Genomic DNA, 25,555 nt, shown 5'->3' with positions numbered 1-25,555 from the left:
ACAAGTGCAGGACATGATCATTGGCTGATGCAACCGGACTGTTCGTGAGCTTCGAGGGCGGGGAAGGGGCCGGCAAATCGACCCAGATTCGCCGTCTGGCGGCGTGGTTGCGCGGGCTGGGCCATGATGTGCTGGTGACGCGCGAACCAGGTGGTTCGCCAGGAGCCGAAGCGGTGCGGCATGTACTGCTCTCGGGCGCAGCGGAGATGTTCGGCACGCGCATGGAAGCCATCCTGTTTGCCGCCGCGCGCAACGATCACGTCGAGGAGATCATCCGCCCGGCGCTCGCTCGCGGTACGATCGTGCTTTGTGACCGCTTCATGGATTCCTCACGCGTCTATCAAGGCATCACGGGCAATCTGGAACCGGATTTCATCGAGGCCCTGCAACGGGTGGCCGTCAACGGTGTTGTGCCGGACTGCACACTGATCCTCGATATTCCCGCCGAAATCGGCCTGGAGCGCGCCCGCAAGCGCGCGTCGGCCGATACGGCGCCGGATCGCTTCGAAAAGGAAGAATTGCAGACCCACGAGAAGCGCCGCGAGGCCTTTCTCGATATCGCCGCTCGTGATCCTGACCGCTGCCACATCGTCGATGCACAGCGCGAGGAAGACGCCATTGCCGATGAGATTGCCGGGATTATCGAAAAGCGGCTGAGCCTGGCAGATGACATGCAAGCCGCCAGACCGGAAGTTGCACAATGAGCGAAGATCGGCCCGGCGTTCTGGACGGAGCAATCCCTCCGCAGGATAACACCCGTCTTTTTGGCCACGAGGAGGCCGAGGCTTTTCTGGCGCAGTCATACCGCTCCGGCAAGGGCCACCATGCCGTGCTGATCGAAGGGCCGGAGGGCATCGGCAAGGCGACGCTTGCCTTCCGCTTTGCCAACCATGTGCTCTCGCATCCCGATCCCGCCTCGGCACCCGAGACGATCGGCGATCCGGATCCGGCCTCCGCCGTCAGCCGGCAAATTTCGGGCGGCGCCTCGCACAATCTGCTGCATCTTGCCCGCCCGGTCGATGAGAAGACCGGCAAGGTGAAATCGGCAATCACCGTCGACGAGGTGCGCCGCGCGGGTAAATTCTTTTCGCAGACCTCCGGCACCGGTAACTGGCGCGTCGTCATCATCGATCCCGCCGACGACCTCAACCGCAATGCCGCCAATGCGATATTGAAGATCCTCGAGGAGCCGCCGAAGCGGGCGTTGTTCCTGGTGTTGTCGCACGCACCGGGCAAGCTTTTGCCGACCATTCGTTCGCGCTGCCTGCCGTTGAAGCTGGCACCGCTGAGCGATGATGCCTTGAGCAAGGCTCTTGAACATCTCAGCATAGGCCTGTCGGCGGGACAGGGCAAGGAACTGCTTGCGTCGGCCAAGGGCAGTGTCAACGAGGCGCTGAAGCTGCTGAATTATGGTGGCGGCGAGATCGTTGCGGCCTATGAGCAGGTCATCTCTACGGAAGGCCCTGCCGCACGCCGGGCGATGCACCGCCTTGCCGATGCACTGTCGGGCAAGGACAGCGAGACGATCTTCGGCTTCTTCGTGTCTCATATCGGCGACGATATCATGGCCCGGGCGAGGGCGGCCGCGTTGGAGGGGCATATTACCGTCGCTGAAAAGCTCGCCCGCCTCTATGCCGAGGTTACGGAGCGGCTCACCGTCTCACAGGCTTACAACCTCGACCGCAAGCAGACGATCATCACCGTTCTTGGCGAGCTCAAGCAGCGGCTTGCTTAAGGGAAAATCAGCCTCCAGGCGACGACGAGCAGGGTGACGGCGAGCACGATCCGGATCAGCCGTTCATGCAGGCGTGGTGCGAGCAGACTGCCGGCGACGATGCCGGGGATCGAGCCAAGTAGCAGCGCAAACAGTATGGTCCAATTGATCTCGCCGATGAACCAATAGCCCATGCCGCCGATCAGGGTCAGCGGCACGGCATGGACGATATCCGAGCCGACGATCTCTCGGACATCGAGCTGCGGATAGAGCACAAGAAGCACGGTGACGCCGAGCGCACCGGCGCCGACAGACGTCATGGTGACGAGCGTACCAAGTACGAGCCCCAAGACGAGCGTCAGAATCGCGATGGTGCGCGGCGCCAGAACCCCGCGCTTGCCCCGCCATTTGCGCATCGCGTTCAACACCTGGCCACGACAGAGCAGCATCAGCGCCGTCAGGAGCAGAAGACAGCCGAGCGACAGGGTGATCGCGTGCGCAACCTCCGGGCTCTGGCGATTGACGCCGGCCATGAACCACAACATCGCAAGCGCTGCCGGTACGCTGCCCGAGGCAAGCAGGCCCACGACTCTCCAGTTCACCCGCCCATGCATGCCGTGCACGGCCGTTCCCGCCGTCTTGGTGATCGCGGCATAGAGGAGATCTGTGCCGACGGCCGTGGCCGGATGCACACCGAATAGAAGCACGAGCAAGGGCGTCATCAACGAGCCGCCGCCAACGCCCGTAATGCCCACCAGCATGCCGACGAAGAAACCGGAAAATGAGTAGAGGGGTTGGTACCAAGCTGGAAAACTCAAAACCACGGCCCTTTCGAGCCGATGGACAGGCTGCCAAAAATGAAAATGGAATTCACGATGATTTGTGTCCTGCCCTTGGGTTTTCCGCAGGGGTAAAGCTGGGTCGGGACCCTGTCAAGCAAAGCACACTCGCCAGTCAGGAATGTTGCAGGCGCGAAACTTGGTGTTTCGCTCCTAGCAAACATGCGCTAAAGCGAGCATGAGCAAGAATAACAATGACGAAACGTAAAGCGGACCATTGCCTGATATGACCGATAAAACCCCGTTCTACATCACCACCGCGATCGCCTATCCCAATGGCAAGCCGCATATCGGCCATGCCTACGAGCTGATTGCGACCGACGCCATGGCGCGTTTCCAGCGGTTGGACGGGCGAGACGTCTTCTTCTTGACGGGTACGGACGAACACGGCCAGAAGATGCAGCAGACAGCGCGCGCCGAGGGCCTGACGCCGCATGAGCTCGCTGACCGCAATTCCGCTGAGTTCCAGGCGATGGGCAAGCTGCTCAATTCGTCGAACGACGACTATATCCGCACGACGGAAGAACGCCACCACGAGACCTCGCGGAACATCTGGAACCTGATGGCCGATGCCGGCGACATCTATAAGGATTCCTATGCGGGCTGGTATTCGGTGCGCGACGAAGCCTATTACCAGGAAAACGAGACGGAGCTGCGCGCCGACGGCGTGCGCTACGGGGCGCAGGGCACGCCGGTCGAATGGGTGCAGGAGGAAAGCTATTTCTTCAAGCTCTCGGAATACCAGGATCGCCTGCTGAAGCTCTACGAGGAAAATCCCGATTTCGTCGGCCCGGCCGAGCGCCGCAACGAGGTCATCTCCTTCGTCAAATCTGGCCTCAAAGATCTGTCGATCTCGCGCACGACATTCGACTGGGGCATCAAGGTGCCGAACGATCCGGCGCATGTCATGTATGTCTGGGTCGATGCACTGACGAACTACATCACGGCGACCGGCTATATCGAGGACCGGAACAATCCGCGGGCGAAATACTGGCCTGCCGATGTCCACATCATCGGCAAGGACATCATCCGCTTCCACGCTGTCTACTGGCCGGCTTTCCTGATGTCGGCGAAGCTGCCGCTGCCGAAGCGCGTCTTTGCCCATGGCTTCCTGCTCAACAAGGGCGAGAAGATGTCGAAATCGCTCGGCAACGTCGTCGATCCGGTCAACTTGGTGAACCATTTCGGTCTCGACCAGGTGCGCTATTTCTTCCTGCGCGAAGTCTCCTTCGGCCAGGACGGCAGCTACAGTGAAGAGGCGATCGGCACGCGCATCAATTCCGATCTCGCCAACGGCATCGGCAACCTTGCCAGTCGTTCACTGTCGATGATCGTCAAGAATTGCGATGGCAAGATCCCGGAATGCGGCGCACTGACCGACGAGGACAAGGCGCTGCTGGCGCAGGCCGATGCGCTGCTGGCCTCCACGCGCGAGGATATGGGCAAGCAAGCCATCCACCGTGCGCTTGCCTCGATCATTGCCGTCGTCTCCGAAAGCGACCGTTATTTCGCCGGCCAGGAACCCTGGGCGCTGAAGAAGACCGACCCGGCTCGCATGGCGACTGTACTCTATGTCACGGCCGATGTCGTCCGCCAGATCGGCATTCTGCTGCAGCCCTTCATGCCGGATTCCTCTACCAAGCTGCTGGACCTGATCGCCATTCCCTCAGACAAGCGCGATTTCGCCGCCCTCGGCGAGGCAGGTCGTCTTGTCCCCGGTACGCCGCTGGAAGCGCCGAAACCGGTCTTCCCGCGCTATGTGGCGCCGACAGCCGAATAAGGTTTGCCATGCTGATCGACACACATTGCCATCTGGATTTCGCTGATTTCGCGGAGGAACGCGACGTGATCGTTGCGCGCGCCCATGAAGTCGGCGTCAAGCAAATGGTCACCATCTCAACCAAGGTTCGAAAGCTCGACGGGCTGCTGGCGATCACCGAGCGGTATCCATCCGTCTTCTGTTCAGTCGGCACGCATCCGAACAGCGCCGATCAGGAACTGGACATCCAGACCGAGGATCTTGTGCGGCTGGCAAATCAGCACGAGAAGATCGTCGCGATCGGCGAGGCGGGGCTTGATTACTTCTATGACACGGTGAAGCCTGAAGATCAGAAGACCGGCTTCCTGCGTCATATCGCTGCCGCCCGCGAGACGCAGCTGCCGCTGGTCATTCACAGCCGTAGTGCCGATGAAGACATGGCCGCGATCCTGACCGAGGAGACAGGGAAGGGGGCTTTCCCCTTCATCCTGCATTGCTTCTCCGCCGGCCCAGCCCTCGCCCGTACCGGCGTCGAACTCGGCGGCTACATCTCCTTCTCCGGCATCCTGACCTTCCCTAAATCCGAAGAGCTGCGCGACATCGCCAAGACGATCCCGCACGACCGGCTTCTGGTCGAGACCGACGCGCCGTATCTCGCGCCGAAGCGCTGGCGCGGCAAGCGCAACGAGCCATCCTATGTCGTCAACACCGCCGAGGTGCTGGCCGACACGATTGGCGTCGGGATGGACGAAATCTCGACGATCACCACCGAGAACGCATTCCGCTGCTTCTCCCGGATGACGAGGGTCTGACAGCGTGACACACCGGCGGCGCTTCACCATATTGGGCTGTTCGTCGTCGCCGGGCGTACCGCGCATTACCGGCGATTGGGGCGCCTGCGACCCGAAAAACCCAAAAAACCGACGCACGCGGTCGGCTTTCATGGTCGAGCAGATCGCACCCGACGGCGGCGTCACAACGGTCGTCATCGACACCGGCCCGGATTTTCGCGAACAGATGATACGCGCCGGCGTCGGCTCGATCGACGCCGTACTCTATACGCATGCGCATGCCGACCATATTCACGGTCTCGACGATCTGCGCGGCTTCTTCCACAATTCACTTGAACGCATTCCGATCTATGCGGATCAGCCGACCATGGACCGTATCCGCGAAGGCTTCGGCTATTGCCTGGAAACACCGCCGGGCAGCAACTATCCGCCGATCGTCCGGCCGGTCATCATCGAAAGCCTGGACAAGAGCTTCACGGTCGAAGGGCCGGGCGGTCCGATCACCTTCTGGCCGCACAGGCAGCAGCATGGCGATATCCATTCGCTCGGTTTTCGTATCGGAAAACTCGCTTATTGCAGCGATATCAGCGACTTCCCGGCAGAATCTGTCGAGAAGGTACAAAATCTCGATGTGTTGATCATCGATGCCTTGCAATATCGGCCTCATCCAAGCCATCTTTCGCTGGAGCAATCGCTCGCCTGGATCGAACGCTTGCAGCCAAAGCATGCGATCCTGACACATATGCACACACCACTCGACTACGAGACCGTGCTTGCGGAAACGCCAGACCATGTCGAGCCGGCCTACGACCAGATGCGCATTGAGCTCGATGTAGAGGATGATGATCTATGAGCGAGGATAGCAGGAAGCTTTCAAGCCTGGAGCGCGTCGAGCAGGGCGCTCGCGATCTCGGCCTCGACATCGCCATCAAGCGCATGGAGCAATCGACCCGCACGGCCGAGGAAGCCGCCAATGCGGCCGGCTGCGCCGTCGGCCAGATCGTCAAGTCGCTGGTCTTCGTCAATGCGGACACCAATGGCCTGACGCTGCTTCTCGTTTCCGGCGCCCACAATGCCGATACGGCAAATATCGCAGCCACTTACGGCCTGCGCCTGAAGCGCGCCGACATCGACCGCGTCCGCGACGAAACCGGCTTCGCCATCGGCGGCGTCGGTCCGATCGGCCATCGCGTCAACCTGCCGGTCTTCGTCGACGAAAGCCTGCTGGGCTACGATCAGGTCTGGTGCGCCGCGGGACGGCCAGACAGCATTTTTGCCTGCGATCCGAAGGTCTTGGCTGAGAAGATCGGAGCCAAGGTGATACGGGTGAAGGCGGGCTGAAGCGGTTCTAGCACGCATCGGATATCGGTTTTAGTTCCATAATCTATCTTATGTGACTTTTGTATTTGGGCAGGTGGGCTCAAGTTTGAAGTGCTACATGCCAATGAAACGCCCCCACCTATTTCTAGCTCCAGCCGTCACGCGAGCCGCCTGCTTTCCTTATCAAAGCTGATATGCCAACCTGCCGCAAGTTTGCGGTAGAGACCTTCGGGCGGATACGATTTGCTTTGGAACGTATTTCAACGATCGCTTCAGATCGGGATTTTTCTCGTGGCTTGCATCTCCGCTGCATCGGCGGCGGAGCGGACGATATATCTGACGTTCGATGATGGTCCGCTGCTCGGCACGGAGAACATCCTTTCCACCCTGAAACAGGAAAATGTTCCGGCCGTTATGTTCATGGTCGGGCAGCATGTGGAGAGCAATTCGCAAGGCCGCGCATTGTTGGCCGAGGCCAAAGCTCTGCCGCTCGTCACGGTGGGAAACCATAGCTATAGCCATGCCAACAATCACTATAGACACTACTACTCAAACACCGACGCCGTGGTCGCCGACATGCTTCGCGCCAATGGCGTCCTTGATCTGACACCGAAGGTTGACGCCCGTTTGCCGGGGCGCAATGTCTTTCGGCTTCGCAATGTTTCCAGCGAGGACCTGTCCCTCAATGTTGCCGAATGGCAGCGCGAATGGCTGGATTATGAACTCGTCGCCGAAGCCGGATTCGACCTCTATGGCTGGGATTTCGAATGGGTTCACAGCAATGACGGCAAACCCGTCCAGTCCGTCGATCACCTCGTTAGAGAAATTGATCATCTGTTTGCGTACGGCAAGTTCGTGCGGCCGGGTAAAATGATCCTGCTCATGCATGATGAGATGTTTCAGGATAAGTTCGATGGCACACGGAATCTGAAGGCGTTGATCGATGCGCTCAGACAAGGTGGTTATGCCTTCGGCGATATCAGCACCTACGACCAATAACCCCATCACGCCACCGCTACGCCCAGAACCATGACTTGTTGACTTCGGCTTTTGCCTCCGACCGGGTCACACCAATGTCCAGAAGCTGAGTATCGGACAGTTCCGCAAGATCTATCCGTGTCCTGCGTTTCTCCAGATGGCAGACGAGCCCGGTCAGCGCGCGCCGCATGATGCCCATCACGCCATTCCAGTCCCTTCCCGGCCCTATCGCAATTGGGTTTTCAATGTCGGTTGTCATCGCATAAACTCCTGATCTGCCATGCAGCCGATGAAAATGCCGCTGCTCTTGGTCATGCCTCTAAAATGCACTGGCGCTCCTCGCGAAGGAAGCTTATGGAACTAATGCAATCCATAAGGAATTCTTTTCATGCTCAATCTGGATCAGCTCGCCGCCTTCGTTAGCGTCGTCGATCTCGGCAGCTTTACGGCTGCCGCCGACAGGGTGGGATTGACGCAGCCCGCCGTCAGTTTGCAGGTGAAGCTTCTCGAGCAGCGGCTTGGCGTTCGATTGATCGAACGTGTGGGCCGACGGGCGCAGCCCTCACCGGCGGGTGTCGAACTGCTCCTCCATGCGCGCCGGATATTGGAGGATTGTTCGGCGGCGCAGGACGCAATGCTTCCTTACCGCGAGGGATCGATCGGACGCGTCCGGATCGGCAGCGGAGGCACGGCCTCCATCCATCTGCTACCCCGCGCCATCGCCGCAGTAAAAAAGCGCATGCCTGGGTTGGAAATCATTGTCCGCATCGGCAATACCGACGAGATTCTGCGCGATCTCGAGGCGAATGCATTGGATCTTGCAGTCGTGGTCCTGCCCGCTGCCGGACGCTCGCTCGAGGTGGAGCCGTTCTACGAGGATGAGCTTCTCGCCGTGGCTCCCAAGGGCAGCCAGATACCGGAAGGTGGTCCGGAGGCCGGCTTCTTCAGCGACAAAACCCTCATGCTTTACGAGGGCGGCAACACGCGGCGAACGATCGACGACTGGTTCGCTTCCGCCGGAATTAGGTTGAAGCCCGCAATGGAGTTCGGCAGCGTCGAGGCTGTCAAGGAACTGGTGGCGGCAGGCCTCGGTTGGTCGTTGCTTCCCGAACTGGCCTTGCAGCGCGATCGAGCCGATTACCTCACGACATCACCCTTAAAGCCACGGCTTGTCCGCCAACTCGGCATGGTCATGCGTCGCGACAAGCACCTGACCAAGGGCCTGCGCGAGGTCATCAACTGTTTGCGCGAATTCCGAATCTGAACATCGGCGAACACGTAATCTAACGTTCAGGGAGCACTTGTGACCAACTGAACCCTTGAATGACCGGGTGGAATCGGCGACATTCGTCCCATCAATACTTCCCCTTTGCGATCCGAACCCGATTCCGGGCCCGCCTCGTTCAAAAATACCTGGATAAGAGCGTGAGCAGCGATTCATCAAGAAGCGCCGCGAAGTCGTTGACTTCGCTGGCGCATGTCAGTGCGGCCGGTTGGGGTCGAGGTCTCTCTACTATCGTGCGGATCACGCATATGACGCTGCGGCACCCCTGGCAGACAAGCTTTGCCATATGTGCCACTTTTGTAGCTGCAACGTTACAGTTGATGATCCCGCGCCTGCTCGGCCGGGCGGTGGATCAGACGCAATCGGCCTTTGCCGGGGGGCTTCCGGCCAGGTCGCAGAACACGCGTTGATGACAACCGCCCTGCTCCTGCTCGTCATCAGTATTCTGCGCGGTCTCTTCACCATGGTGCAGAATTATTACAGCGAATCCGTCGGCCACCACATGGGCTACGAGCTGCGCCTCGCCTGCTATGAGAAGATCCAGCAGCTGCCTTTCGGCTTCCACGACAAGGTTCACTCCGGCGATCTCATCACCATTGGACTCCTGGATCTCGAAGGCGTGCGAATGTATTTCTCCACCGCGCTGGTCCGCACGGTGCTGCTCACCGTATTGATCGGCGTCGGCGCCTATATGCTGCTGTCGACCGATGTCGTGCTCGGGCTTCTGGCGCTCAGCTTCGTGCCCTTCGTCGCCTGGCGCTCCTCCGTAACGCAGTTGCGGCTGCGCGCGACCTGGCTCGACCTGCAGGAACGCCTATCGGTTCTGACCCGCGTCATGGAGGAAAATCTCGGCGGCATTCGTGTCGTGCGGGCCTTCGCGGCACATGCCCACGAGCTCATGAAGTTCGACAAGGCGTCGCATAATGCGCTCACCCTCGCTCATAAGCGCGTCGGTATTCGTGTCATCAACACCAGCGCCATGAACTTCTCGTTTTTCGCCGCCATGGGCCTCGTGCTCTGGGTTGGCGGCAACAAGGTGATCGCGGGCGAGATCAGCGTCGGCACCCTCGCCTCGTTTCTGACCTTCATGACCATCCTGCAGATGCCGGTGCGCCAGCTCGGGCTGATGGTCAATGCCTTTGCCCGCGCCTCGACCTGCGGCTCGAGGCTCTTCGCCCTGCTCGACCTCGACATCGCCATCAAGGACGCGCCGGACGCCAAGCCGCTGACCGTTACCGATGGCGTACTGCGCTTTGAAAATGTCAGCTTCGCCTATCCTGGCCAGGAAACGCGTCCCGTGCTCAATAATATCAGTTTTGAGGCACGGCGCGGCGAGACGATCGGCATTGTCGGGCCGCCCGGCAGTGGCAAGTCCACCATCGCGCATCTGATTCCGCGTTTCTACGACGTGACCTCCGGCCACATCACCATAGACGGTCAGGACATCAACAAGGCAACGCTGCAATCGCTGCGCCAGAACGTTGCCGTCGTGCAGCAGGATTCCTTCCTGTTCACCACTAGCATCGAGAACAATATCGCGTATGGCGATCCCTGGGCAAAGGAAGGCCGCATCGAGCGCGCCGCCGAATCCGCACAATTGCACAACTACATTCTCGGCCTGCCGGCTGGCTATAATACCGTCGTCGGCGAACGCGGCGTGTCGCTGTCCGGCGGCCAGCGCCAGCGTTTGACGATCGCGCGGACACTGATGCTGAAGCCGGCAGTGATGGTGTTCGACGATTCCACCGCCGCGATCGACGCGGCGACCGAGCAGCGCATCCGCAGCGCCATGAAGCGTTTTGCCCGCGACCGCGTGACCCTGGTCGTCGCCCATCGGCTGAGCTCGCTGATGCATGCCGACCAGATCCTGTTCATCGAGGATGGCGAAATCGTTGAACGTGGAACCCATGAACAGCTCCTGGCCGCGGGAGGGCGGTACAAGGCGCTGTACGATCTGCAGGTTCGCCCTGATGACGACGTGAAGGTGTCCGCCGACAAGGTCGTCGCCGTGAAGAAGGAGGCCTGACAATGTCGGAAACCATCGAAACCGAGCGCAACGATGTGCGCGAGGACGGACGTCGCCCTCCCCGCGCGGTGGTCGGCTCGCACCGCGTCGAGGAGGAAATCTTCGGCAAGGTCTTCGACAGCAAGATCATCCGCCGCATCTGGAGCTTCGTCAGCCCCTATCGCCGGCAGGTCTATATTGCGGTCGTGGCGGTGCTTCTCTTTACCGCGTCGCAGATCGTCATCCCGCTCGTCATCCGCTATGCGATCGACCATGCGATGGCTCCTGGCGCCGTCAATTATTCGGCACTCTGGCTGGCTCTGGCGATCTTCAGCGTGGCGATCCTCGTCAACTACGCCGCAAGCTACGTGCAGGAAACCTATGTCGGTGAAGTCGCGGAAGAGGTGCTGTTCGATATTCGACGGGCGATGTTTGCGCATATACAGCGTCTTTCGCTCTCCTTCATGGACAAGACCGAAGTCGGGCGACTGATGTCGCGGCTCCAGGGCGACGTGAACTCCATGCAGGAGTTCCTTGAAACGTCAGTGCTTTCGGTCGGCGACATTGCCCTGCTCGTCGGCATTGTCATCGTTATGCTGTCGCTCGATTTCCGGCTCGGCTTGCTGACGCTGTCAGTCATGCCGATCCTCTTCATCGTTCGCCTGTTCTGGCTGCCGAAAGCACGTGTCGCGTTCATGAACGCGCATGAAACCAACTCCATCACCAGTGGCGCGCTGGCCGAGGCGATCCACGGCGTTCGCGCCGTACAGGGCATGCACCGGCAGCGCGTCAATTTCGACCTCTTCGATGAGAAGGCGAATACCAATCTGAAGGCGCATCTGACTGCGGCACGATATGCGCAGATCATGGTGCCGATCGTCGATACCCTGACGGGCATGGCCATGGCCATCGTCATCATCGTCGGCGGCTCGATGGTGCTGCACGACAGGCTCGACGTCGGCGTCATGGTCGCCTTTCTGTTCTACATCCAGCGCTTCTTCGATCCAATCCGCTCGCTGACGATGCAGTATTCCGTCATGCAGCGCGCCATGGCTTCCGGCCAGCGGCTGACGGATGTGCTCGACGTGCCCATCGACATCAATGATGCGCCCGACGCCAAGGTATTGTCAGCGGATATGGATGGTTCGGTCGAATTCCGTGACGTCGTCTTCGGTTATGATCCGAAGCATCCGGTGCTGAAAAACGTCAGTTTCAAGGTCAATCCCGGCGAGACCGTTGCGCTTATCGGGCCGACCGGCTCCGGCAAGTCGAGCTCCATGGCGCTGATCCATCGTTTCTACGACGTCCAGCAAGGCCAGGTGCTGGTCGGCGGTCACGACGTGCGCTCCCTCACCCAGGATTCGCTCGGACAGCAGATCGCCATGGTGCTGCAGGAACCGTACCTCTTCACCGGAACCGTGCTGGAGAATATTCGCTACAACAAGGCCGAGGCGACGCGCGAAGAGATCATCGAGGCGGCAAAGGCGGTCGGCGCGCATGAATTCATCATGCGGCTGGCTGACGGCTATGACACCGTGCTCGGCGAACGCGGCGGCGGCCTGTCCATCGGCCAGCGCCAGCTCGTAAGCTTCGCCCGCGCGCTGGTCGCCGACGCCAAGATCCTCGTTCTCGACGAGGCAACGGCCAACATCGACAGTTACACCGAGATGCTGATCCAGAAGGCGCTGGTGAAATTGCTGGAAGGCCGCACCGGTCTGGTGATCGCCCATCGCCTCGCCACTATCCGCGAGGCCGATCGCATCATCGTTCTGCAGAACGGTCAGCTGATCGAGAGCGGCAATCACAACCAGCTGATGGCCAACGGCAAGCTCTATTCGAAGCTCTATAATCTCAACTATTCCTCCTTCGATGATATCCCCGAGGAGGAGGCGAACACGTCCGCGCCGACGGAGTCGCGGACCTAAGGACGGGATCTCGCTATCCGTTGGCCATAGCCGCTTCTGCAAAGACATGAAGCACGCTATGCTCTCCGGGATATTCGCCGGAGATCGTCCATGCGCGCCTTATCTTTCGCCATCATGCTCTGCCTCATTCTTGGGTCCAAGGCGCAAGCGGAAGACCCCGTACAGACGGCGCAAATGCTGATCCAAGGACAGATAGAGGCCTTCCTGAATAATGATGCGGCGGCAGCCTATTCTTTCGCAGCGCCGGACATCAAGGCGCTCTTTCCGGATAAAGACATATTTTTCGCAATGGTGAAGAAGAGCTACCAGCCGGTCTACCACCCTGGCAACTACGCCTTCGGCAAAAGCCGCGCCATCGACAACGGCGCCGTCGTTTATCAGGAAATGCTGATCACCGGCAGCGACGACAAGGATTGGACGGCAATCTATCAGATCCTCCGCCAGCCGGACGGCAGCTACAAGATCGGTAGTGTGCAGGTCCTGCCCAACACGACAAGCAAAGGGATTTGAGCAACATGACTGGAGTGACGCCATGAAACGGCGCATCTGTCACTTCGGACAGTACGCGCCGCTTAATACGCATTTCCAGCGTTCTTAGCCGCGAACTCGCGGTGCGTTACTGGAATAGCCGTCAGCCTCGAAATCGGGGCGTGGCTGGGGAACAGCTATCGTCGAAATCGGGGCCAGATTGGCGTCTGCCGTCCCATGCGTAACTGGTACGGAAGTCAGAGCCGGAGCCGGCGTCGGGATGGGAACCTCCGCCGGGATAGCAACCGTCGTTGCCGGCATGGTGTAAGCCGGGTTCGAGACCGGCGTAAAGTTGATGACGGAAGGAGCTTGTTGCGTTTCCGGCAATACGAACGGCGACCGCGCTGCCGACATGCCTTGCGGTGACACATAGTTCATCGCGACCTCATAGGCCGGAAGCGGCGCCGGGGTCTGCAACTCGCCATCCCGGCCGCGCTTCTCATAGAAAGCATTCCCGCCGGCTATAGCGACATAGTGCATGTTATTGTAGGGGAACTTCAGGCCATTAGTGTGGAAGAACATCGCATCCTTCACGCCCGCATGCCGCTCTCCGCGCAGAATAGCCGTGGCCGCCGTATCAAGCTCCGGTTCTGCCTCGGGGCGCACCAGCCTTGTCATTACGCCTGGCGCGAATTGCCGTTCCTGTGCGACGACGCCGCAAATCGAATTGGCATAAGCCCCCGACGTCAGCCTGTTCATCACGACAGTGCCCACCGCCATGTACCCATCGTGGTCCGAATGCTCGGACTCGAAATACATGACACGCTTTAGACAGTCACGATCCTTGGCGGTGTAATTATACGTTACCTTCGCCGGCTGGATCGATTTGGTCGAGCTATGAGTAGCCGAAGATGTTTTCGTGTCAGTCGTGCAGCCTGTTGCCGCCAATCCGACAAACAACAAGCCGGACAGACATGTCCCCAATTTACCTTGCGCCCTCAACGGCAGGTGCCTCCTACTTATGATTAGAACAGCCCTTAACGATCAAGAAAAAGCTTTGTAGCCGAAATCCACAGGAATTCCAAACCCATCGCGATTAAATTAGCTGATGAAGCTTATCATCGGCGGACGGACCGTTTATTCCGATTCGCCATTTTTCCAAACGCTTTCTCATCGCACCGACAGTTTGGGTGGCGTCGCGGCATATCCAAAAACCGCGAATACGCCGCCTGAAAACGCCCGGCTTGTGACACGAAGATCGCATCACAAACCATTACAGACATTAATATTTTTGATCAGGCACTTGGGTCCGGACGCCAGCCGACCTCGATGAGAATTCGGCCCGGCGCAAAGCAGTAAAATAACCATCCACCTCGCACCGCCGAGGGCGGTTGCCAGATCTCGCAGCCGGCCGATTTGGCCCGCTCAAATTGTTTGTCTACGGCCTCGCGCGACGGCAATATGAAGCCGATATGATAGGTATTGCGTCCGACGGAGACCGAATCACCTCCGCCAAACTTCTCGATCGGTCGGCTGATGACCAGTTCAAGACCGGCGTCGTCGCGCAGGATCGCAAGGCCGTTCACGCCCCGCGTCTCGACTTCGGTCAAGCCGAAGGCGGATACCAGAACGTCCCTGGTCGCGGCGACATCGGGGACGTGAAGATCAAGGTGATTTAGTCGCATGGCAGACAGCTCCATAGATGTATCCCGCGGAGGTATGCCGGCCGAAATTGCCCACACCAACGCGGGCGCTCGGCCGATATGACCAAGCTTCCGCGTCGTGGGTACTCGCGCCAAGGCGCGGAACAGAGCTTCCAGATGGAAGGGGTCGGGCTTACCGAAACCGACCCTGCCTTTTTCGACAGTTCCGATTAACGCCGAATTCGAACAGGTGCAAGGACTACGGACGATGGAGTGGGGTCGGCTTATCCCCTTACCGCAGGTATTAGTGACATTTAGCGTCCGCACATGACGAGTGCCCCTGCTTCGACGGAGCCCTTGCCTAATTCATTCTCGGCATACAACATCGACTTTCCACTTTGTAGAAAGCACCAAGATGACATCCTATCTGATGGAGCTTCGCGGTTTGATCGGCAACCGCTTACTCCTGCTCCCCGGGGTTGCCGCCGTGATTCACGATCATGCGGGCAATCTACTCCTGCAAGAGAAGGCGTCAGGGGAAGGATGGAGCCTACCTGCTGGTGCAATCGAGCCTGGCGAAACGCCGCAGGAAGCCGTCATTCGAGAGGTAATGGAAGAGACTGGCCTTGTGGTCAGCGTAACCAGAATTGTTGATGTCTACGGCGGGAGTGAGTTTAGGCACACCTACCCGAACGGCCATCAAGTCGAGTACATGGTGACATTATTCAAATGCCAGGCGCTTGAAGATACTGGTGGGTGGACCGATGCGGAAACGAAATCGCTCCGATATTTCGCGCGAGATGACATGCCGCCGCTCGCGCTGCCTTACCCTCTATCCGCTCTGTTTTCGTAGACATTGCCACTTCGCGCCTCTGAACATTAAAGGGGCGCGAATACACAGCAACACAACATCAAGTGTGTCCGTGAGCGAACCAGATAAGCCATTTAAAGTTAAAGACGCGGTCTTGTCGGAGACAAGGACGCTTCGATAAGTGTGTCTCTCACCGTACTAAAACCGATCGTCTTTCAGGTGAGCCTCTGGAGAGGAACAGCGTTGTCTGAGAATGATTACGATGCGTTTGCGGCAGCCTATCAGGCTGACAACGAGAACAACGCTTGGAATGCCTATTATGAGCGGCCGGCAATTCTCTCGATGGTCGCCGATGTCACCGGGCTCCGGGTCCTTGATGCCGGATGCGGTGGTGGGGTTCATGCCGCAGCACTTCTTGATCGAGGAGCGATACTAACCGGCATCGATTCGAGTGCGGCCCTGTTGGATATTGCCCAACGCCGCCTTGAAGGACGCGCGCAATTGCGACTGGCTGATCTGAATGAGCCACTACCCTTCGAGGACGGTAGCTTCGATTTGATCCTCGCCTCGCTTGTCATGCATTATCTGCCTGACTGGTCGCTGCCCCTCGCCGAGTTCAACCGTCTGCTCTCCCAAAGCGGCCGCCTTGTTTTCTCCACCCATCATCCCTTCATGGATCATCCGTCAGCTGGTCACGATAATTATTTCGAGACCTACAGCTTTGACGAAACATGGCAACGCGGCGGAAAGGACGTCGAGATGCGCTTCTGGCATCGGCCGCTTCACGCCATGTTTGACGCACTCAAGTCGGCTGGTTTTCAGATTGATGTCCTGAGTGAGCCCCAACCCGACCCTCGAGCCTGCGAGCTTTTTCCGGAGGCGTTTCGCAGCCTCACGACCAAACCGCGCTTCCTCTTCTTCTCAGCGAGGAAAGCATAAGTCCGAGTAGCTTCCTTTAGCGGAGACCGTGAATCTCAAACCGGCTCGAGATCGCCCCTCGCCCAGTTCTCCTGTGTCTCCGCCATGAAGTCGGCGAAACGACCCTCGGCAATCGCCTTGCGGATACCCTGCATCAGTTCCTGGTAATAGGCGAGGTTGTTCCAGGAGAGCAGCATGCCGCCGAGCGCCTCGTTGGCGCGGACGAGATGGTGCAGATAGGCGCGGGAATAATCGCGCGAGGCCGGGCAATTCGATTGATCGTCAAGCGGGCGCATGTCCTCGGCGTGGCGGGCATTGCGGATATTGACCTTGCCGCGACGGGTAAACGCCAGGCCGTGACGGCCGGAGCGGGTCGGCATTACGCAATCGAACATGTCGATGCCGCGGGCGACCGACTTCAGGATGTCGTCCGGCGTGCCGACGCCCATCAGGTAGCGCGGCTTTTCGGTCGGCAGTTCCGGCAGGGTCGTTTCCAGCATGCGCAGCATCACATCTTGCGGCTCACCGACGGCAAGACCGCCAACTGCATAGCCTTTCAGATCCATCTGGCTCAGCGCCTGTGCCGAGCGGACGCGCAGATCGGGGATATCACCGCCCTGCACAATGCCGAACATCGCCTTGCTGGGCTGATCGCCGAAGGCGACTTTGCAGCGCTCGGCCCAGCGCAGCGACATTTCCATGGCGCGCTCGATCTCCTTCGGCGTAGAAGGCAGCGCCACGCATTCGTCGAGCTGCATCTGGATATCGGAGCCGAGCAAGCCCTGGATCTCGATGGAGCGTTCCGGTGACATATGGTGCAGGCTGCCGTCGATATGCGACTTGAAGGTAACGCCCTTCTCATCAAGCTTGCGCAGACCGGATAGCGACATCACCTGGAAGCCGCCGGAGTCCGTCAGAATCGGATGCGGCCAGCGGATCAGCTCGTGCAGGCCGCCGAGACGAGCAACGCGCTCAGCGGTCGGGCGCAGCATCAAATGATAGGTATTGCCGAGGATGATGTCGGCGCCGCTCTCGCGCACCTGGTCGAGATACATCGCCTTGACGGTGCCGACGGTGCCGACCGGCATAAAGGCCGGCGTGCGGATCGTGCCGCGCGGCATGGAAACTTCACCGAGGCGGGCACCACCATCGGTCTTCTTCAATTGGAACTGAAAGCTCTCGCTCATCTCGTCTTAGTCTTTCCGATGGAGCAGGCTGCCATCGCCATAGGAATAGAAGCGATAGCCCGTCTCAATAGCATGGGTGTAGGCCGCGCGCATGGTATCGAGGCCGGCAAAAGCCGACACCAGCATGAACAGCGTCGAGCGCGGCAGGTGAAAATTGGTCATCAGCAGATCGACCGCCTTGAAGCGGTAGCCGGGCGTAATGAAGATGCCGGTTGCGCCAGACCAGGGCTTGATCGTGCCATCGTCAGCGGCGGCACTTTCGAGCAGCCTCAGCGAGGTCGTGCCGACGCAGACGATGCGCCCGCCCCTCGCCTTCACGGCGTTCAGCTTTTCGCGGTCGCCGCATCGACATGGCCGATCTCGAAATGCATCTTGTGGTCTTCGGTATCGTCGGCCTTGACCGGCAGGAACGTGCCGGCGCCGACATGCAGCGTCACGAAATGCCGCTCGACGCCCATGGCGTCCAGCGTGGCAAACAGCGACGGGGTGAAATGCAGGCCGGCGGTAGGCGCTGCAACGGCGCCCTCCTCGCGGGCATAGATGGTCTGGTAGTCGGCGCGATCGCGCTCGTCTTCCGGACGCTTGGCGGCGATATAGGGCGGCAGCGGGATATGGCCGACAGCGGCAATCGCTTCATCCAGCGCTGGACCGGAGAGATCGAAGCGCAGCGTGATCTCGCCGCCCTCGCCCTTCTCCTCGACCTCAGCGTCGAGTGCGCCAAGCGCGCAGACATTCTCGCCATGGCCGAACTGGATACGATCGCCAATCTTGATGCGCTTGCCCGGCTTGGCGAACGCCTTCCAGCGATCGGGTGCTGCGCGCATATGCAGCGTCGCCGATACCTGCTGGCCGGGCGCGCCCTCGCGATGGCGGATGCCCTCGAGTTGTGCCGGGATGACCTTTGTGTCGTTGAACACGATGGCATCGCCGGAACGAAGGAAGGATGAGAGATCGCGAACGCGATGATCGCTCAATACCGCCTCGGCATTCGGATCGACCACGAGCAGGCGCGCGCTATCGCGCGGCTCGGCGGGCCTGAGCGCGATACACTGGTCCGGCAGGTCGAAATCGAAAAGGTCAACACGCATTCAGGCAATCCAGGCAAAGCGAAACCCGCCCCCCACGCCCAAGGCGCAAGAGGCGGGTTTCATGAATAATCACAATCAGACGTCGGCGGCAATCCGCGCGGAGACGATCGAGTCCGGATCCTTTACCGGCTCGCCGCGCTTGATCTTGTCGACATTGTCCATGCCGCTGATCACCTGGCCCCAGACCGAATACTGCTTGTTCAGCCAAGGCGCATCGGTGAAGCAGATGAAGAACTGCGAGTTGGCCGAGTTCGGGTTCTGCGAACGCGCCATCGAGCAGGTGCCGCGCGTGTGCGTGGTGGCGGAAAATTCAGCCTTCAGGTCCGGCTTGGACGAACCGCCAGTACCAGCGCGGGCCGTATTGCCGCCGACCTTGCCGTGCTCCACGTCGCCGGTCTGAGCCATGAAACCGTCGATGACGCGATGGAAAACAACGCCGTCATAGGCTTTCTCGCGAGCGAGTTCCTTAATGCGGGCGACATGCTCCGGAGCGACCTGCGGCAAAAGCTGAATGACAACTTCGCCCTTGGTGGTTTCCAGGATGAGGGTGTTTTCGGGATCCTTAATCTCAGCCATTTTCGTTTCCTCTTTCTAATTTCTATGTGTCTTAGATTTACTTCTTGCTGACGGTGACCTTCAGCATCTTGTCCGGGTTGCTCACTTCGCCGTTCTGGCCTTCGCCGCGCTTGATCTTGTCGACGAGCTCCATGCCGGAGACGACCTTGCCGACGACCGTGTACTGACCGTTCAGGAAATCGCCATCGGCGAACATAATGAAGAACTGCGAATTGGCGGAATTCGGATCCTGGGCACGCGCCATACCGATAACGCCGCGCGTGAACGGAACCTTGGAGAATTCGGCCGGAAGGTTGGGAAGATCGGAACCGCCGGTGCCGGCCTTGGCGGCATTATAGCCCTTCGTCGTGTTGCCGTACTGGACATCGCCGGTCTGGGCCATGAAGCCATCAATGACGCGGTGGAACACGACGTTGTCATACGCACCCTTCTTCGCCAGCGCTTCAATCTGCGCGACATGCTTCGGCGCAACGTCTGGCATCAACTCGATGACAACCGGGCCGTCCTTCAGCTGGATCGTCAGAAGATCGGTGGCCGCGGCCGAGATGGCGCTGCCTGCGAAGGCGGCGAGGCCGAGAAAGCCTGCCAATGCGATATGAAAAAGTTTCATGGGTGCTCCGTTCGGGAAATGGATTTCGGCCTGGCTTTTATTTGGCCGGATCTTTTAACTTGCCAGTCAGGGCTTCAAGAACCGCTGGCGGGACGAAGGCGCTGATGTCGCCGCCCATGGACGCGATCTGCCGCACCAATGTGGCGGTTATGGGCCGCGATGCCGTGCCGGCAGGCAAAAACAGGGTTTGAATATCCGGCGCCATCTGCCGGTTCATGCCGGCCATCTGCATTTCATAATCGAGATCGGTTCCATCACGCAGGCCGCGCACCAGAAGGCTCGCGCCGTGCTTGCGCGCTGCATCGACCACTAGATTGTCGAAGGAGACGACGGAAATGTCAGCTGCCTTCTGCGGCAGCGCATCGGCGAGCGACCGGTTGATCAACTCGGCCCGTTCCTCGAAGGAAAAAAGCGGCTTCTTGCCGGGATGAATGCCGATCGCGACAATAACCTTGGAGGCGACATTCAGCGCCTGCACGAGGACGTCCAGATGTCCATTGGTCATGGGATCGAAGGATCCGGGATAAAAGGCTGTCGTCATACCAGGCCGGCTCGTTGTTTCGACGCCTTTTGTCACGGATAGCCCCGTCTCGCAAGTCATTTGCAACCCGGCGCAGACCTCTGAACGACAGATGAATGCAACGTTCAAGCCTGTTTCAGATCGGCAATGCTTTACTTACCCCAACATCGAAACGAGCCGGTTCAACCGGCTTATCCGCCTCCGGCTCAGGAATATCAGGCCATGCTGGTCCTCATCGTCGCAGTCGCCATTGTCAGCTCACTCGTCATAGAGCACGTCGTTCACCTATTCGCGAACAACTATGAAATCGAATGGGCTGCTCATACCGACAGGGATAGCGCTATTTCTGCCCAAGAAATCATCAGCGCCATGCGCAAAACGCATCGCGAATCTGAACGCCAGATGAACACGGCATTCAAGGTTGCTTCAGATGGACGTTGATAAATAGAGGCCAACATATGGCGGAACCATTCACGAGCCGCCGCGTTAAAGTACGAACCTTAAATTTGCACGTTGCTGTAAGAAGGAAAAAGAGTATGCCCGACAAGATCACCCTTATTAACGCTGTTTGGATGACGATGATTTCCGGAATGCTTGCAGCAACGATCGCTCTTTACGATCACAAGCCTGACCAGTCGAAGATCTATGGTCCCTTTGCTTCGGCTCGTTCCTTTACCGCCTCCAGCCAATACTAAAGGGATCTGAACGCTAGTTCCACGAGAGGAAGGGAGCGATCATGTTCACGATATTAACAGTGCTTACGCTTTTCATCAGCAGCATGTTCGTTGTGTCTGTCGCATCCACCATATCGGCGCTCCATCGCGAAAGCGAAGAGAGCAAGAAGCTGAACAAGCGTCACGGAACGCTCTGAACCCTCGGGTTCCTGACAATCCCCCCCACCCGTGTGCGGCCCTCCAGGCGCCCGGGATCATTCAAACCGGACGCTCCCCAGCGTCCGGTTTTTTCTATGCAGCGGCTGCACAGCGAAAATCCTGAAATCGACAAAAGGTCGCACGCCTCCTGCAAATCTTGCGCCGCAATATGGTATGGTATAGTACCATACCATATTGCGTCAAAAGAGGCTCATATGGAGACCCATAGGACAGAACGCGGGGCAGACCGGATCAACCAACTTGTAGAAAGTGCAGCGGAATTATTTCTCGAGCAGGGATATGACGCGGTTTCCATCGATATGGTGATATCCCGCTCCGGTGGTTCGCGGCGTAACGTCTATGATCATTTCGGCGGCAAGGAAGGGCTTTTCATAGAAGCGGTCACGCGGCTTTGCGCCGATCTTTCCAACCCGCTCGAACAGCTGGAAATTCCCAAAAGCGGAGAGTTTGACAGGGCGCTCGTATCCTTCGCGCGCAGTATTCTTGGCATAGTGCTTCAACCACAAACGCTGGCGCTGCATCGCCTGATGGCATCCAAAGGCCATCAATTCCCAAGACTTGCCCAGACAATCTGGTTCGGCGGCCCGGAGAATGCCGCGCGCATTCTGGCGAGCTGGATCGAACCGAAGCAAGCGGATGGTCAGTTTCGGGCCGACATCTCCGCGTTTGATTTGGCCGAGCAGTTCTTGAGCATGCTGGTGATGGCGCCGCAATTGCGCGGCCTCGTGGGGATTGATCGCAAACCGCCGGATAAAGCGACAATCGAGCGCCTGAGCGAAGCGGCCGTTAAAACATTTCTGCAGGGTGCCATCTCAAGGGAGACTAAAGACCGTGCATAAATTCAAGTGGAGCCTGATACTTCCGTGGATCGTGGGTGTTTTCTTCGTGGCTGGAGGATTGGGCAATATTTTTGCATCCAATACTATTCTCGATGATTACCAGCGCTGGGAATATCCTGGGTGGTTTCACTACGTGACCGGTATAGTCGAGCTGGTTGCCGCCGCCCTCATCCTTTTGCGCTCCACTCGCCTTCTCGGCCTGGCGCTCGCCGCTACCATCATGCTCGCAGCGATCACGACCGTGCTCGGACACGGCGAATATTCACATGCCATTGCTCCTGCCATCGCATTGGGTCTGGTGCTGCTGGCAGGCTGGACTACCTGGCGGGCAGGTCTTGCCGTCTCTCGATGAGGTGCACGGCATTCCGGGATCTACGGATGCCGGCGCTCGATTGGTGGCATCTACTATACCGAATAGACAAAAAAACGGGCGACCAAGCCGCCCGTTTTCCATTTATCTTATGAAGGCCGCGAGCTATTCCTCGCTGGCTCCTTCTTCGGCATCGTTGGCAGGCGCCTCGGCATCCCCATTCGGTACACCATCCTCAGCATCCGCCTCGACCGCGTCATCCTCGCCTTCCGGCTCGCTGATGCGCTCGACCGAGACGACCTTTTCGTCCTTGGCAGTCGAGAAGATGGTAACGCCCTTGGTAGCGCGGCTCGCGATACGGATGCCGCCGACCGGAACACGGATCAGCTGACCGCCATCCGAGACCAGCATGATCTGGTTGCTTTCCTCGACCGGGAAGGCGGCGACCAGTTCGCCGATCTCGGCAGTCTTCGACGTGTCGGTGGCGCGAATGCCCTTGCCGCCACGGCCCGAAATACGGAAATCGTAGGAAGACGAACGCTTGCCGAAGCCTTTTTCCGAGACTGTCAGCACGAATTGCTCGCGCGCCTTCAGCTCTTCATAGCGCTCGTCGCTAAGCTGTCCCTCCTCGGTGACTTCCTCGCCAACCAGCGCAATCTCCTCGTCATCGCCCATGGTCGAGCGACGCTCGCTGGTCGAGCGCTTGAGATAGGCGGCACGCTCCCAAGGCTCGGCATCGACATGGCTGACGATGGTCATCGAAATGATGCTGTCACCCGACGCCAGCGAGATGCCGCGAACGCCGATGGAATTGCGGCCGGCAAAAACACGCACGTCCGAAACCGGGAAGCGAATGCACTGGCCGAGCGCTGTCGTCAGAAGTACGTCGTCATGCTCGGTGCAGGTCTCGACGGAGAGGATTTCATCGCCCTCCTCCTCCAGCTTCATGGCGATCTTGCCGTTGCGGTTCACCTGAACGAAATCCGACAGCTTATTGCGGCGCACGGTGCCGCGCGTCGTCGTGAACATCACGTCGAGGTTGTCCCAGGTGTCCTCGTCCTCGGGCAGCGGCATGATCGTGGTGATACGCTCGCCGTGCTCCAGCGGCAGCATGTTGATCAACGCCTTGCCGCGCGACGTCGGCGTTCCGATCGGCAGGCGCCAGACCTTTTCCTTATAGACGATGCCGCGCGAAGAGAAGAACAGCACCGGCGTATGCGTATTGAGAACAAATAGCCGGGTAACGAAATCTTCGTCACGCGTCGTCATTCCGGAGCGACCCTTGCCGCCACGGCGCTGGGCGCGGTAGGTGGTCAGCGGCACGCGCTTGATGTAGCCGAGATGCGAAACGGTGACGACCATGTCCTCGCGGGCGATCAGATCCTCGTCGTCCATCTCGAGACCACCATCGATGATCTCGGTGCGGCGCGGCGTGCCGAACTCGTCGCGAACAGCAATAAGCTCTTCTTTTACAATGGTTTGGATGCGGACACGCGACGACAGGATATCGAGGTAATCCTTGATCTCGGCGCCGATCTTGTTGAGTTCGTCGCCGATTTCGTCGCGGCCGAGAGCCGTGAGGCGAGCGAGACGCAGCTCGAGAATGGCGCGCGCCTGCTCTTCCGAGAGATTATAGGTGCCGTCTTCGTTGATGCGGTGGCGCGGATCATCGATTAGCCGGACAAGGGATTCGACGTCTTCCGCCGGCCAGCGGCGGGTCATCAACTCTTCACGCGCCGACTGCGGATCGGGAGCGCGGCGAATGACGCGAATGACTTCATCGATATTGGCGACGGCGATAGCCAGACCGACCAAGACGTGAGCGCGGTCGCGCGCCTTGCGCAACAGGTACTTGGTGCGGCGACTAATGACTTCCTCGCGGAAGGACACGAAGGCGCGCAGCATGTCGAGCAAGGTCAGCTGCTCTGGCTTGCCGCCATTCAATGCCACCACATTGGCACCGAAAGACGTCTGCAGCGGCGTATAACGGTAAAGCTGGTTCAGGATCACATCGGCATTGGCGTCGCGCTTCAGCTCGACGACGACGCGGTAGCCCTGGCGGTCGGACTCGTCACGCAGATCGGAGATGCCTTCAATGCGCTTTTCGCGCACGAGTTCGGCCATCTTCTCGATCATCGTCGCCTTGTTCACCTGGTAGGGAATCTCGGTGATGATGATCTGCTCGCGATCGCCGCGCATCGGCTCGATCGCTGCAACGCCGCGCATGACGATGGAACCGCGACCGGTCTCATAGGCCGAGCGGATACCGGCACGACCGAGGATCTTGGCGCCTGTCGGAAAATCCGGACCAGGAATGATCTGCATGATTTCCGGCAGCTCAATCGCCGGGTTGTCGATCAGCGCGATGCAGCCGTCGATCACTTCGGACAGGTTATGCGGCGGGATATTGGTCGCCATGCCGACAGCGATACCACCCGAACCGTTGACGAGCAGGTTCGGGAACTTTGCAGGCACGACAACGGGTTCGCTCAGCGTGCCGTCATAGTTGTCGCGGAAATCTACGGTATCCTTATCGAGATCGTCGAGCAGCGCATGCGCCACCTTCTGCAGGCGGCATTCCGTGTAACGTTCGGCTGCGGGCGGATCGCCATCGACGGACCCGAAATTGCCCTGACCGTCAATCAACGGCAGGCGAAGCGACCAAGGCTGCGCCATGCGGGCGAGCGCGTCGTAAATGGCCGAGTTGCCGTGCGGATGATATTTACCCATCACGTCACCGGTTACGCGGGCGCATTTTACATATTTCTTGTTCCAGTCGATCCCGAGTTCCGACATGCCGTAGAGGATGCGCCGATGAACGGGCTTGAGACCATCGCGAACATCGGGAAGCGCGCGGCTGACAATCACGCTCATGGCGTAATCGAGGTACGACCGCTGCATTTCCTCCATGATGGAAATTGGCTCGATGCCTGGCGGGAGCTTCCCGCCGCCGGGTGGTGTTTGCTCAGTCAAAACAGATCACGATCTCTTTTAGAATCACTGCGAAATTTATAGCCGAAAGGCCTTGCGAGCGCCAATTTTGGCGGGTGCTTTTGAACAGGCTTTTGCCCTCTTA

Annotated in this window: 26 protein-coding genes and 2 pseudogenes; 18 read left to right on the top strand and 10 right to left on the bottom strand. The window is 59.1% G+C overall.

Annotated elements, in window-relative coordinates; all coding sequences use genetic code 11:
* Positions 1-20 precede the first annotated feature (20 nt).
* Positions 21-704 carry a dTMP kinase gene (gene tmk, locus HB780_RS15770; RefSeq protein WP_183693353.1) on the top strand — a complete coding sequence of 228 codons (684 nt, stop codon included), beginning with the start codon at positions 21-23 and terminating at the stop codon, positions 702-704.
* Positions 701-1,735, top strand: a complete 1,035-nt coding sequence (locus tag HB780_RS15765) for a DNA polymerase III subunit delta' (RefSeq protein ID WP_183693350.1) — start codon at positions 701-703, stop codon at positions 1,733-1,735. Before tmk ends, HB780_RS15765 begins: the two co-directional genes overlap by 4 nt.
* On the opposite strand, the gene HB780_RS15760 is transcribed toward HB780_RS15765, so the two are convergent.
* Positions 1,732-2,475, bottom strand: coding sequence for a sulfite exporter TauE/SafE family protein (locus HB780_RS15760; protein WP_435693938.1), 744 nt, complete (start codon positions 2,473-2,475; stop codon positions 1,732-1,734). The two genes, HB780_RS15765 and HB780_RS15760, sit on opposite strands and share 4 nt — an antisense overlap.
* A 304-nt stretch (positions 2,476-2,779) precedes the next feature.
* Between HB780_RS15760 and metG the strand changes: the two genes are divergently transcribed.
* The 5 genes from metG to HB780_RS15735 all read left to right on the top strand — a co-directional run bounded on the left by metG (position 2,780) and on the right by HB780_RS15735 (position 7,422).
* A complete protein-coding gene (gene metG / locus HB780_RS15755) occupies positions 2,780-4,333 on the top strand; it encodes a methionine--tRNA ligase (protein WP_183693344.1) in 1,554 nt (517 codons plus the stop codon).
* Positions 4,334-4,341: 8 nt separating this feature from the next.
* The gene (locus tag HB780_RS15750) at positions 4,342-5,124 is read left to right on the top strand and encodes a TatD family hydrolase (RefSeq protein WP_183693341.1); all 783 of its coding nucleotides are present in this window, start codon (positions 4,342-4,344) and stop codon (positions 5,122-5,124) included.
* A 4-nt stretch (positions 5,125-5,128) separates the two neighbouring features.
* Positions 5,129-5,956 carry an MBL fold metallo-hydrolase gene (locus tag HB780_RS15745; RefSeq protein ID WP_183693338.1) on the top strand — a complete coding sequence of 276 codons (828 nt, stop codon included), beginning with the start codon at positions 5,129-5,131 and terminating at the stop codon, positions 5,954-5,956.
* Entirely contained in the window at positions 5,953-6,444 is a 492-nt protein-coding gene (locus tag HB780_RS15740) for a YbaK/EbsC family protein (protein WP_183693335.1), read from the top strand. The genes HB780_RS15745 and HB780_RS15740 overlap by 4 nt, the downstream gene beginning before the upstream one ends.
* A gap of 270 nt (positions 6,445-6,714) precedes the next feature.
* Positions 6,715-7,422: a polysaccharide deacetylase family protein gene (locus HB780_RS15735; protein WP_286203118.1), complete on the top strand. Its 708-nt coding sequence runs from the start codon at positions 6,715-6,717 to the stop codon at positions 7,420-7,422.
* Positions 7,423-7,438: 16 nt separating this feature from the next.
* Here the strand turns inward: HB780_RS15735 and HB780_RS15730 are convergent, their stop codons facing one another.
* Positions 7,439-7,660 (bottom strand): DUF1127 domain-containing protein, encoded by a 222-nt coding sequence (locus tag HB780_RS15730; protein ID WP_183693329.1) that lies wholly within the window; start codon positions 7,658-7,660, stop codon positions 7,439-7,441.
* A 129-nt stretch (positions 7,661-7,789) separates the two neighbouring features.
* Here HB780_RS15730 and HB780_RS15725 point away from each other — a divergent pair, with 129 nt between their 5' ends.
* From HB780_RS15725 to HB780_RS15710, 4 genes and pseudogenes are all read left to right on the top strand, one after another.
* Positions 7,790-8,665: a LysR family transcriptional regulator gene (locus HB780_RS15725; protein WP_183693326.1), complete on the top strand. Its 876-nt coding sequence runs from the start codon at positions 7,790-7,792 to the stop codon at positions 8,663-8,665.
* A 269-nt stretch (positions 8,666-8,934) separates the two neighbouring features.
* Positions 8,935-10,712, top strand: a pseudogene (locus HB780_RS15720) (ABC transporter ATP-binding protein).
* 2 nt (positions 10,713-10,714) lie between these two features.
* Complete coding sequence (locus tag HB780_RS15715; RefSeq protein WP_183693323.1) at positions 10,715-12,616, top strand: ABC transporter ATP-binding protein; 1,902 nt, start codon at positions 10,715-10,717, stop codon at positions 12,614-12,616.
* Positions 12,617-12,706: 90 nt separating this feature from the next.
* Positions 12,707-13,126: a DUF4864 domain-containing protein gene (locus tag HB780_RS15710; RefSeq protein ID WP_183693321.1), complete on the top strand. Its 420-nt coding sequence runs from the start codon at positions 12,707-12,709 to the stop codon at positions 13,124-13,126.
* 84 nt (positions 13,127-13,210) lie between these two features.
* On the opposite strand, the gene HB780_RS15705 is transcribed toward HB780_RS15710, so the two are convergent.
* A complete protein-coding gene (locus HB780_RS15705; protein ID WP_183693319.1) occupies positions 13,211-14,086 on the bottom strand; it encodes a cell wall hydrolase in 876 nt (291 codons plus the stop codon).
* A gap of 293 nt (positions 14,087-14,379) precedes the next feature.
* Entirely contained in the window at positions 14,380-14,769 is a 390-nt protein-coding gene (locus HB780_RS15700) for a VOC family protein (RefSeq protein WP_183693317.1), read from the bottom strand.
* A 373-nt stretch (positions 14,770-15,142) separates the two neighbouring features.
* Between HB780_RS15700 and HB780_RS15695 the strand changes: the two genes are divergently transcribed.
* On the top strand, positions 15,143-15,580 hold the full coding sequence (locus tag HB780_RS15695) for an NUDIX domain-containing protein (protein ID WP_183693315.1): 438 nt from the start codon (positions 15,143-15,145) through the stop codon (positions 15,578-15,580).
* 201 nt (positions 15,581-15,781) lie between these two features.
* Positions 15,782-16,477: a class I SAM-dependent methyltransferase gene (locus tag HB780_RS15690; RefSeq protein WP_183693313.1), complete on the top strand. Its 696-nt coding sequence runs from the start codon at positions 15,782-15,784 to the stop codon at positions 16,475-16,477.
* A gap of 35 nt (positions 16,478-16,512) precedes the next feature.
* On the opposite strand, the gene tgt is transcribed toward HB780_RS15690, so the two are convergent.
* The 5 genes and pseudogenes from tgt to coaD form a co-directional block, all read right to left on the bottom strand.
* Positions 16,513-17,643: a tRNA guanosine(34) transglycosylase Tgt gene (tgt, locus tag HB780_RS15685; RefSeq protein ID WP_183693311.1), complete on the bottom strand. Its 1,131-nt coding sequence runs from the start codon at positions 17,641-17,643 to the stop codon at positions 16,513-16,515.
* 6 nt (positions 17,644-17,649) lie between these two features.
* Positions 17,650-18,731: pseudogene (gene queA / locus HB780_RS15680) on the bottom strand (tRNA preQ1(34) S-adenosylmethionine ribosyltransferase-isomerase QueA).
* A gap of 75 nt (positions 18,732-18,806) precedes the next feature.
* Entirely contained in the window at positions 18,807-19,307 is a 501-nt protein-coding gene (locus HB780_RS15675) for a peptidylprolyl isomerase (protein ID WP_153365644.1), read from the bottom strand.
* Between the two features lie 37 nt (positions 19,308-19,344).
* Positions 19,345-19,917, bottom strand: a complete 573-nt coding sequence (locus HB780_RS15670; RefSeq protein WP_183693308.1) for a peptidylprolyl isomerase — start codon at positions 19,915-19,917, stop codon at positions 19,345-19,347.
* Positions 19,918-19,954: 37 nt separating this feature from the next.
* On the bottom strand, positions 19,955-20,458 hold the full coding sequence (coaD, locus tag HB780_RS15665) for a pantetheine-phosphate adenylyltransferase (RefSeq protein ID WP_183693306.1): 504 nt from the start codon (positions 20,456-20,458) through the stop codon (positions 19,955-19,957).
* 201 nt (positions 20,459-20,659) lie between these two features.
* Between coaD and HB780_RS15660 the strand changes: the two genes are divergently transcribed.
* The 5 genes from HB780_RS15660 to HB780_RS15645 all read left to right on the top strand — a co-directional run bounded on the left by HB780_RS15660 (position 20,660) and on the right by HB780_RS15645 (position 22,521).
* Entirely contained in the window at positions 20,660-20,878 is a 219-nt protein-coding gene (locus HB780_RS15660) for a hypothetical protein (protein ID WP_183693302.1), read from the top strand.
* Between the two features lie 95 nt (positions 20,879-20,973).
* Positions 20,974-21,132, top strand: a complete 159-nt coding sequence (locus HB780_RS15655) for a hypothetical protein (RefSeq protein WP_183693299.1) — start codon at positions 20,974-20,976, stop codon at positions 21,130-21,132.
* A 41-nt stretch (positions 21,133-21,173) separates the two neighbouring features.
* Positions 21,174-21,308 carry a hypothetical protein gene (locus HB780_RS33070; RefSeq protein ID WP_286203117.1) on the top strand — a complete coding sequence of 45 codons (135 nt, stop codon included), beginning with the start codon at positions 21,174-21,176 and terminating at the stop codon, positions 21,306-21,308.
* A gap of 216 nt (positions 21,309-21,524) precedes the next feature.
* Positions 21,525-22,169 carry a TetR/AcrR family transcriptional regulator gene (locus tag HB780_RS15650; protein WP_183693296.1) on the top strand — a complete coding sequence of 215 codons (645 nt, stop codon included), beginning with the start codon at positions 21,525-21,527 and terminating at the stop codon, positions 22,167-22,169.
* Positions 22,162-22,521 (top strand): DoxX family protein, encoded by a 360-nt coding sequence (locus tag HB780_RS15645; protein ID WP_183693293.1) that lies wholly within the window; start codon positions 22,162-22,164, stop codon positions 22,519-22,521. Before HB780_RS15650 ends, HB780_RS15645 begins: the two co-directional genes overlap by 8 nt.
* Positions 22,522-22,644: 123 nt before the next feature.
* Here HB780_RS15645 and gyrA read toward each other — a convergent pair whose 3' ends face one another.
* Complete coding sequence (gyrA, locus tag HB780_RS15640; protein WP_183693290.1) at positions 22,645-25,452, bottom strand: DNA gyrase subunit A; 2,808 nt, start codon at positions 25,450-25,452, stop codon at positions 22,645-22,647.
* Positions 25,453-25,555: the final 103 nt, after the last annotated feature.

This window comes from Rhizobium lusitanum (assembly GCF_014189535.1).
In the GTDB taxonomy this organism is placed as follows: domain Bacteria; phylum Pseudomonadota; class Alphaproteobacteria; order Rhizobiales; family Rhizobiaceae; genus Rhizobium; species Rhizobium lusitanum_C.
This window is presented reverse-complemented; position numbering and strand designations above follow the sequence as displayed.

Excerpts from the sequence above, each read along its gene's own strand:
- HB780_RS15765 (WP_183693350.1), top strand. The coding sequence starts at position 701 with ATGAGCGAAGATCGGCCCGGCGTTCTGGACGGAGCAATCCCTCCGCAG.
- HB780_RS15760 (WP_435693938.1), bottom strand. The coding sequence starts at position 2,475 with ATGCTGGTGGGCATTACGGGCGTTGGCGGCGGCTCGTTGATGACGCCC.
- metG (WP_183693344.1), top strand. The coding sequence starts at position 2,780 with ATGACCGATAAAACCCCGTTCTACATCACCACCGCGATCGCCTATCCC.
- HB780_RS15750 (WP_183693341.1), top strand. The coding sequence starts at position 4,342 with ATGCTGATCGACACACATTGCCATCTGGATTTCGCTGATTTCGCGGAG.
- HB780_RS15740 (WP_183693335.1), top strand. The coding sequence starts at position 5,953 with ATGAGCGAGGATAGCAGGAAGCTTTCAAGCCTGGAGCGCGTCGAGCAG.
- HB780_RS15730 (WP_183693329.1), bottom strand. The coding sequence starts at position 7,660 with ATGACAACCGACATTGAAAACCCAATTGCGATAGGGCCGGGAAGGGAC.
- HB780_RS15725 (WP_183693326.1), top strand. The coding sequence starts at position 7,790 with ATGCTCAATCTGGATCAGCTCGCCGCCTTCGTTAGCGTCGTCGATCTC.
- HB780_RS15715 (WP_183693323.1), top strand. The coding sequence starts at position 10,715 with ATGTCGGAAACCATCGAAACCGAGCGCAACGATGTGCGCGAGGACGGA.
- HB780_RS15710 (WP_183693321.1), top strand. The coding sequence starts at position 12,707 with ATGCGCGCCTTATCTTTCGCCATCATGCTCTGCCTCATTCTTGGGTCC.
- HB780_RS15700 (WP_183693317.1), bottom strand. The coding sequence starts at position 14,769 with ATGCGACTAAATCACCTTGATCTTCACGTCCCCGATGTCGCCGCGACC.
- HB780_RS15695 (WP_183693315.1), top strand. The coding sequence starts at position 15,143 with ATGACATCCTATCTGATGGAGCTTCGCGGTTTGATCGGCAACCGCTTA.
- tgt (WP_183693311.1), bottom strand. The coding sequence starts at position 17,643 with ATGAGCGAGAGCTTTCAGTTCCAATTGAAGAAGACCGATGGTGGTGCC.
- HB780_RS15675 (WP_153365644.1), bottom strand. The coding sequence starts at position 19,307 with ATGGCTGAGATTAAGGATCCCGAAAACACCCTCATCCTGGAAACCACC.
- HB780_RS15670 (WP_183693308.1), bottom strand. The coding sequence starts at position 19,917 with ATGAAACTTTTTCATATCGCATTGGCAGGCTTTCTCGGCCTCGCCGCC.
- coaD (WP_183693306.1), bottom strand. The coding sequence starts at position 20,458 with ATGACGACAGCCTTTTATCCCGGATCCTTCGATCCCATGACCAATGGA.
- HB780_RS15660 (WP_183693302.1), top strand. The coding sequence starts at position 20,660 with ATGCTGGTCCTCATCGTCGCAGTCGCCATTGTCAGCTCACTCGTCATA.
- HB780_RS15655 (WP_183693299.1), top strand. The coding sequence starts at position 20,974 with ATGCCCGACAAGATCACCCTTATTAACGCTGTTTGGATGACGATGATT.
- HB780_RS33070 (WP_286203117.1), top strand. The coding sequence starts at position 21,174 with ATGTTCACGATATTAACAGTGCTTACGCTTTTCATCAGCAGCATGTTC.
- HB780_RS15650 (WP_183693296.1), top strand. The coding sequence starts at position 21,525 with ATGGAGACCCATAGGACAGAACGCGGGGCAGACCGGATCAACCAACTT.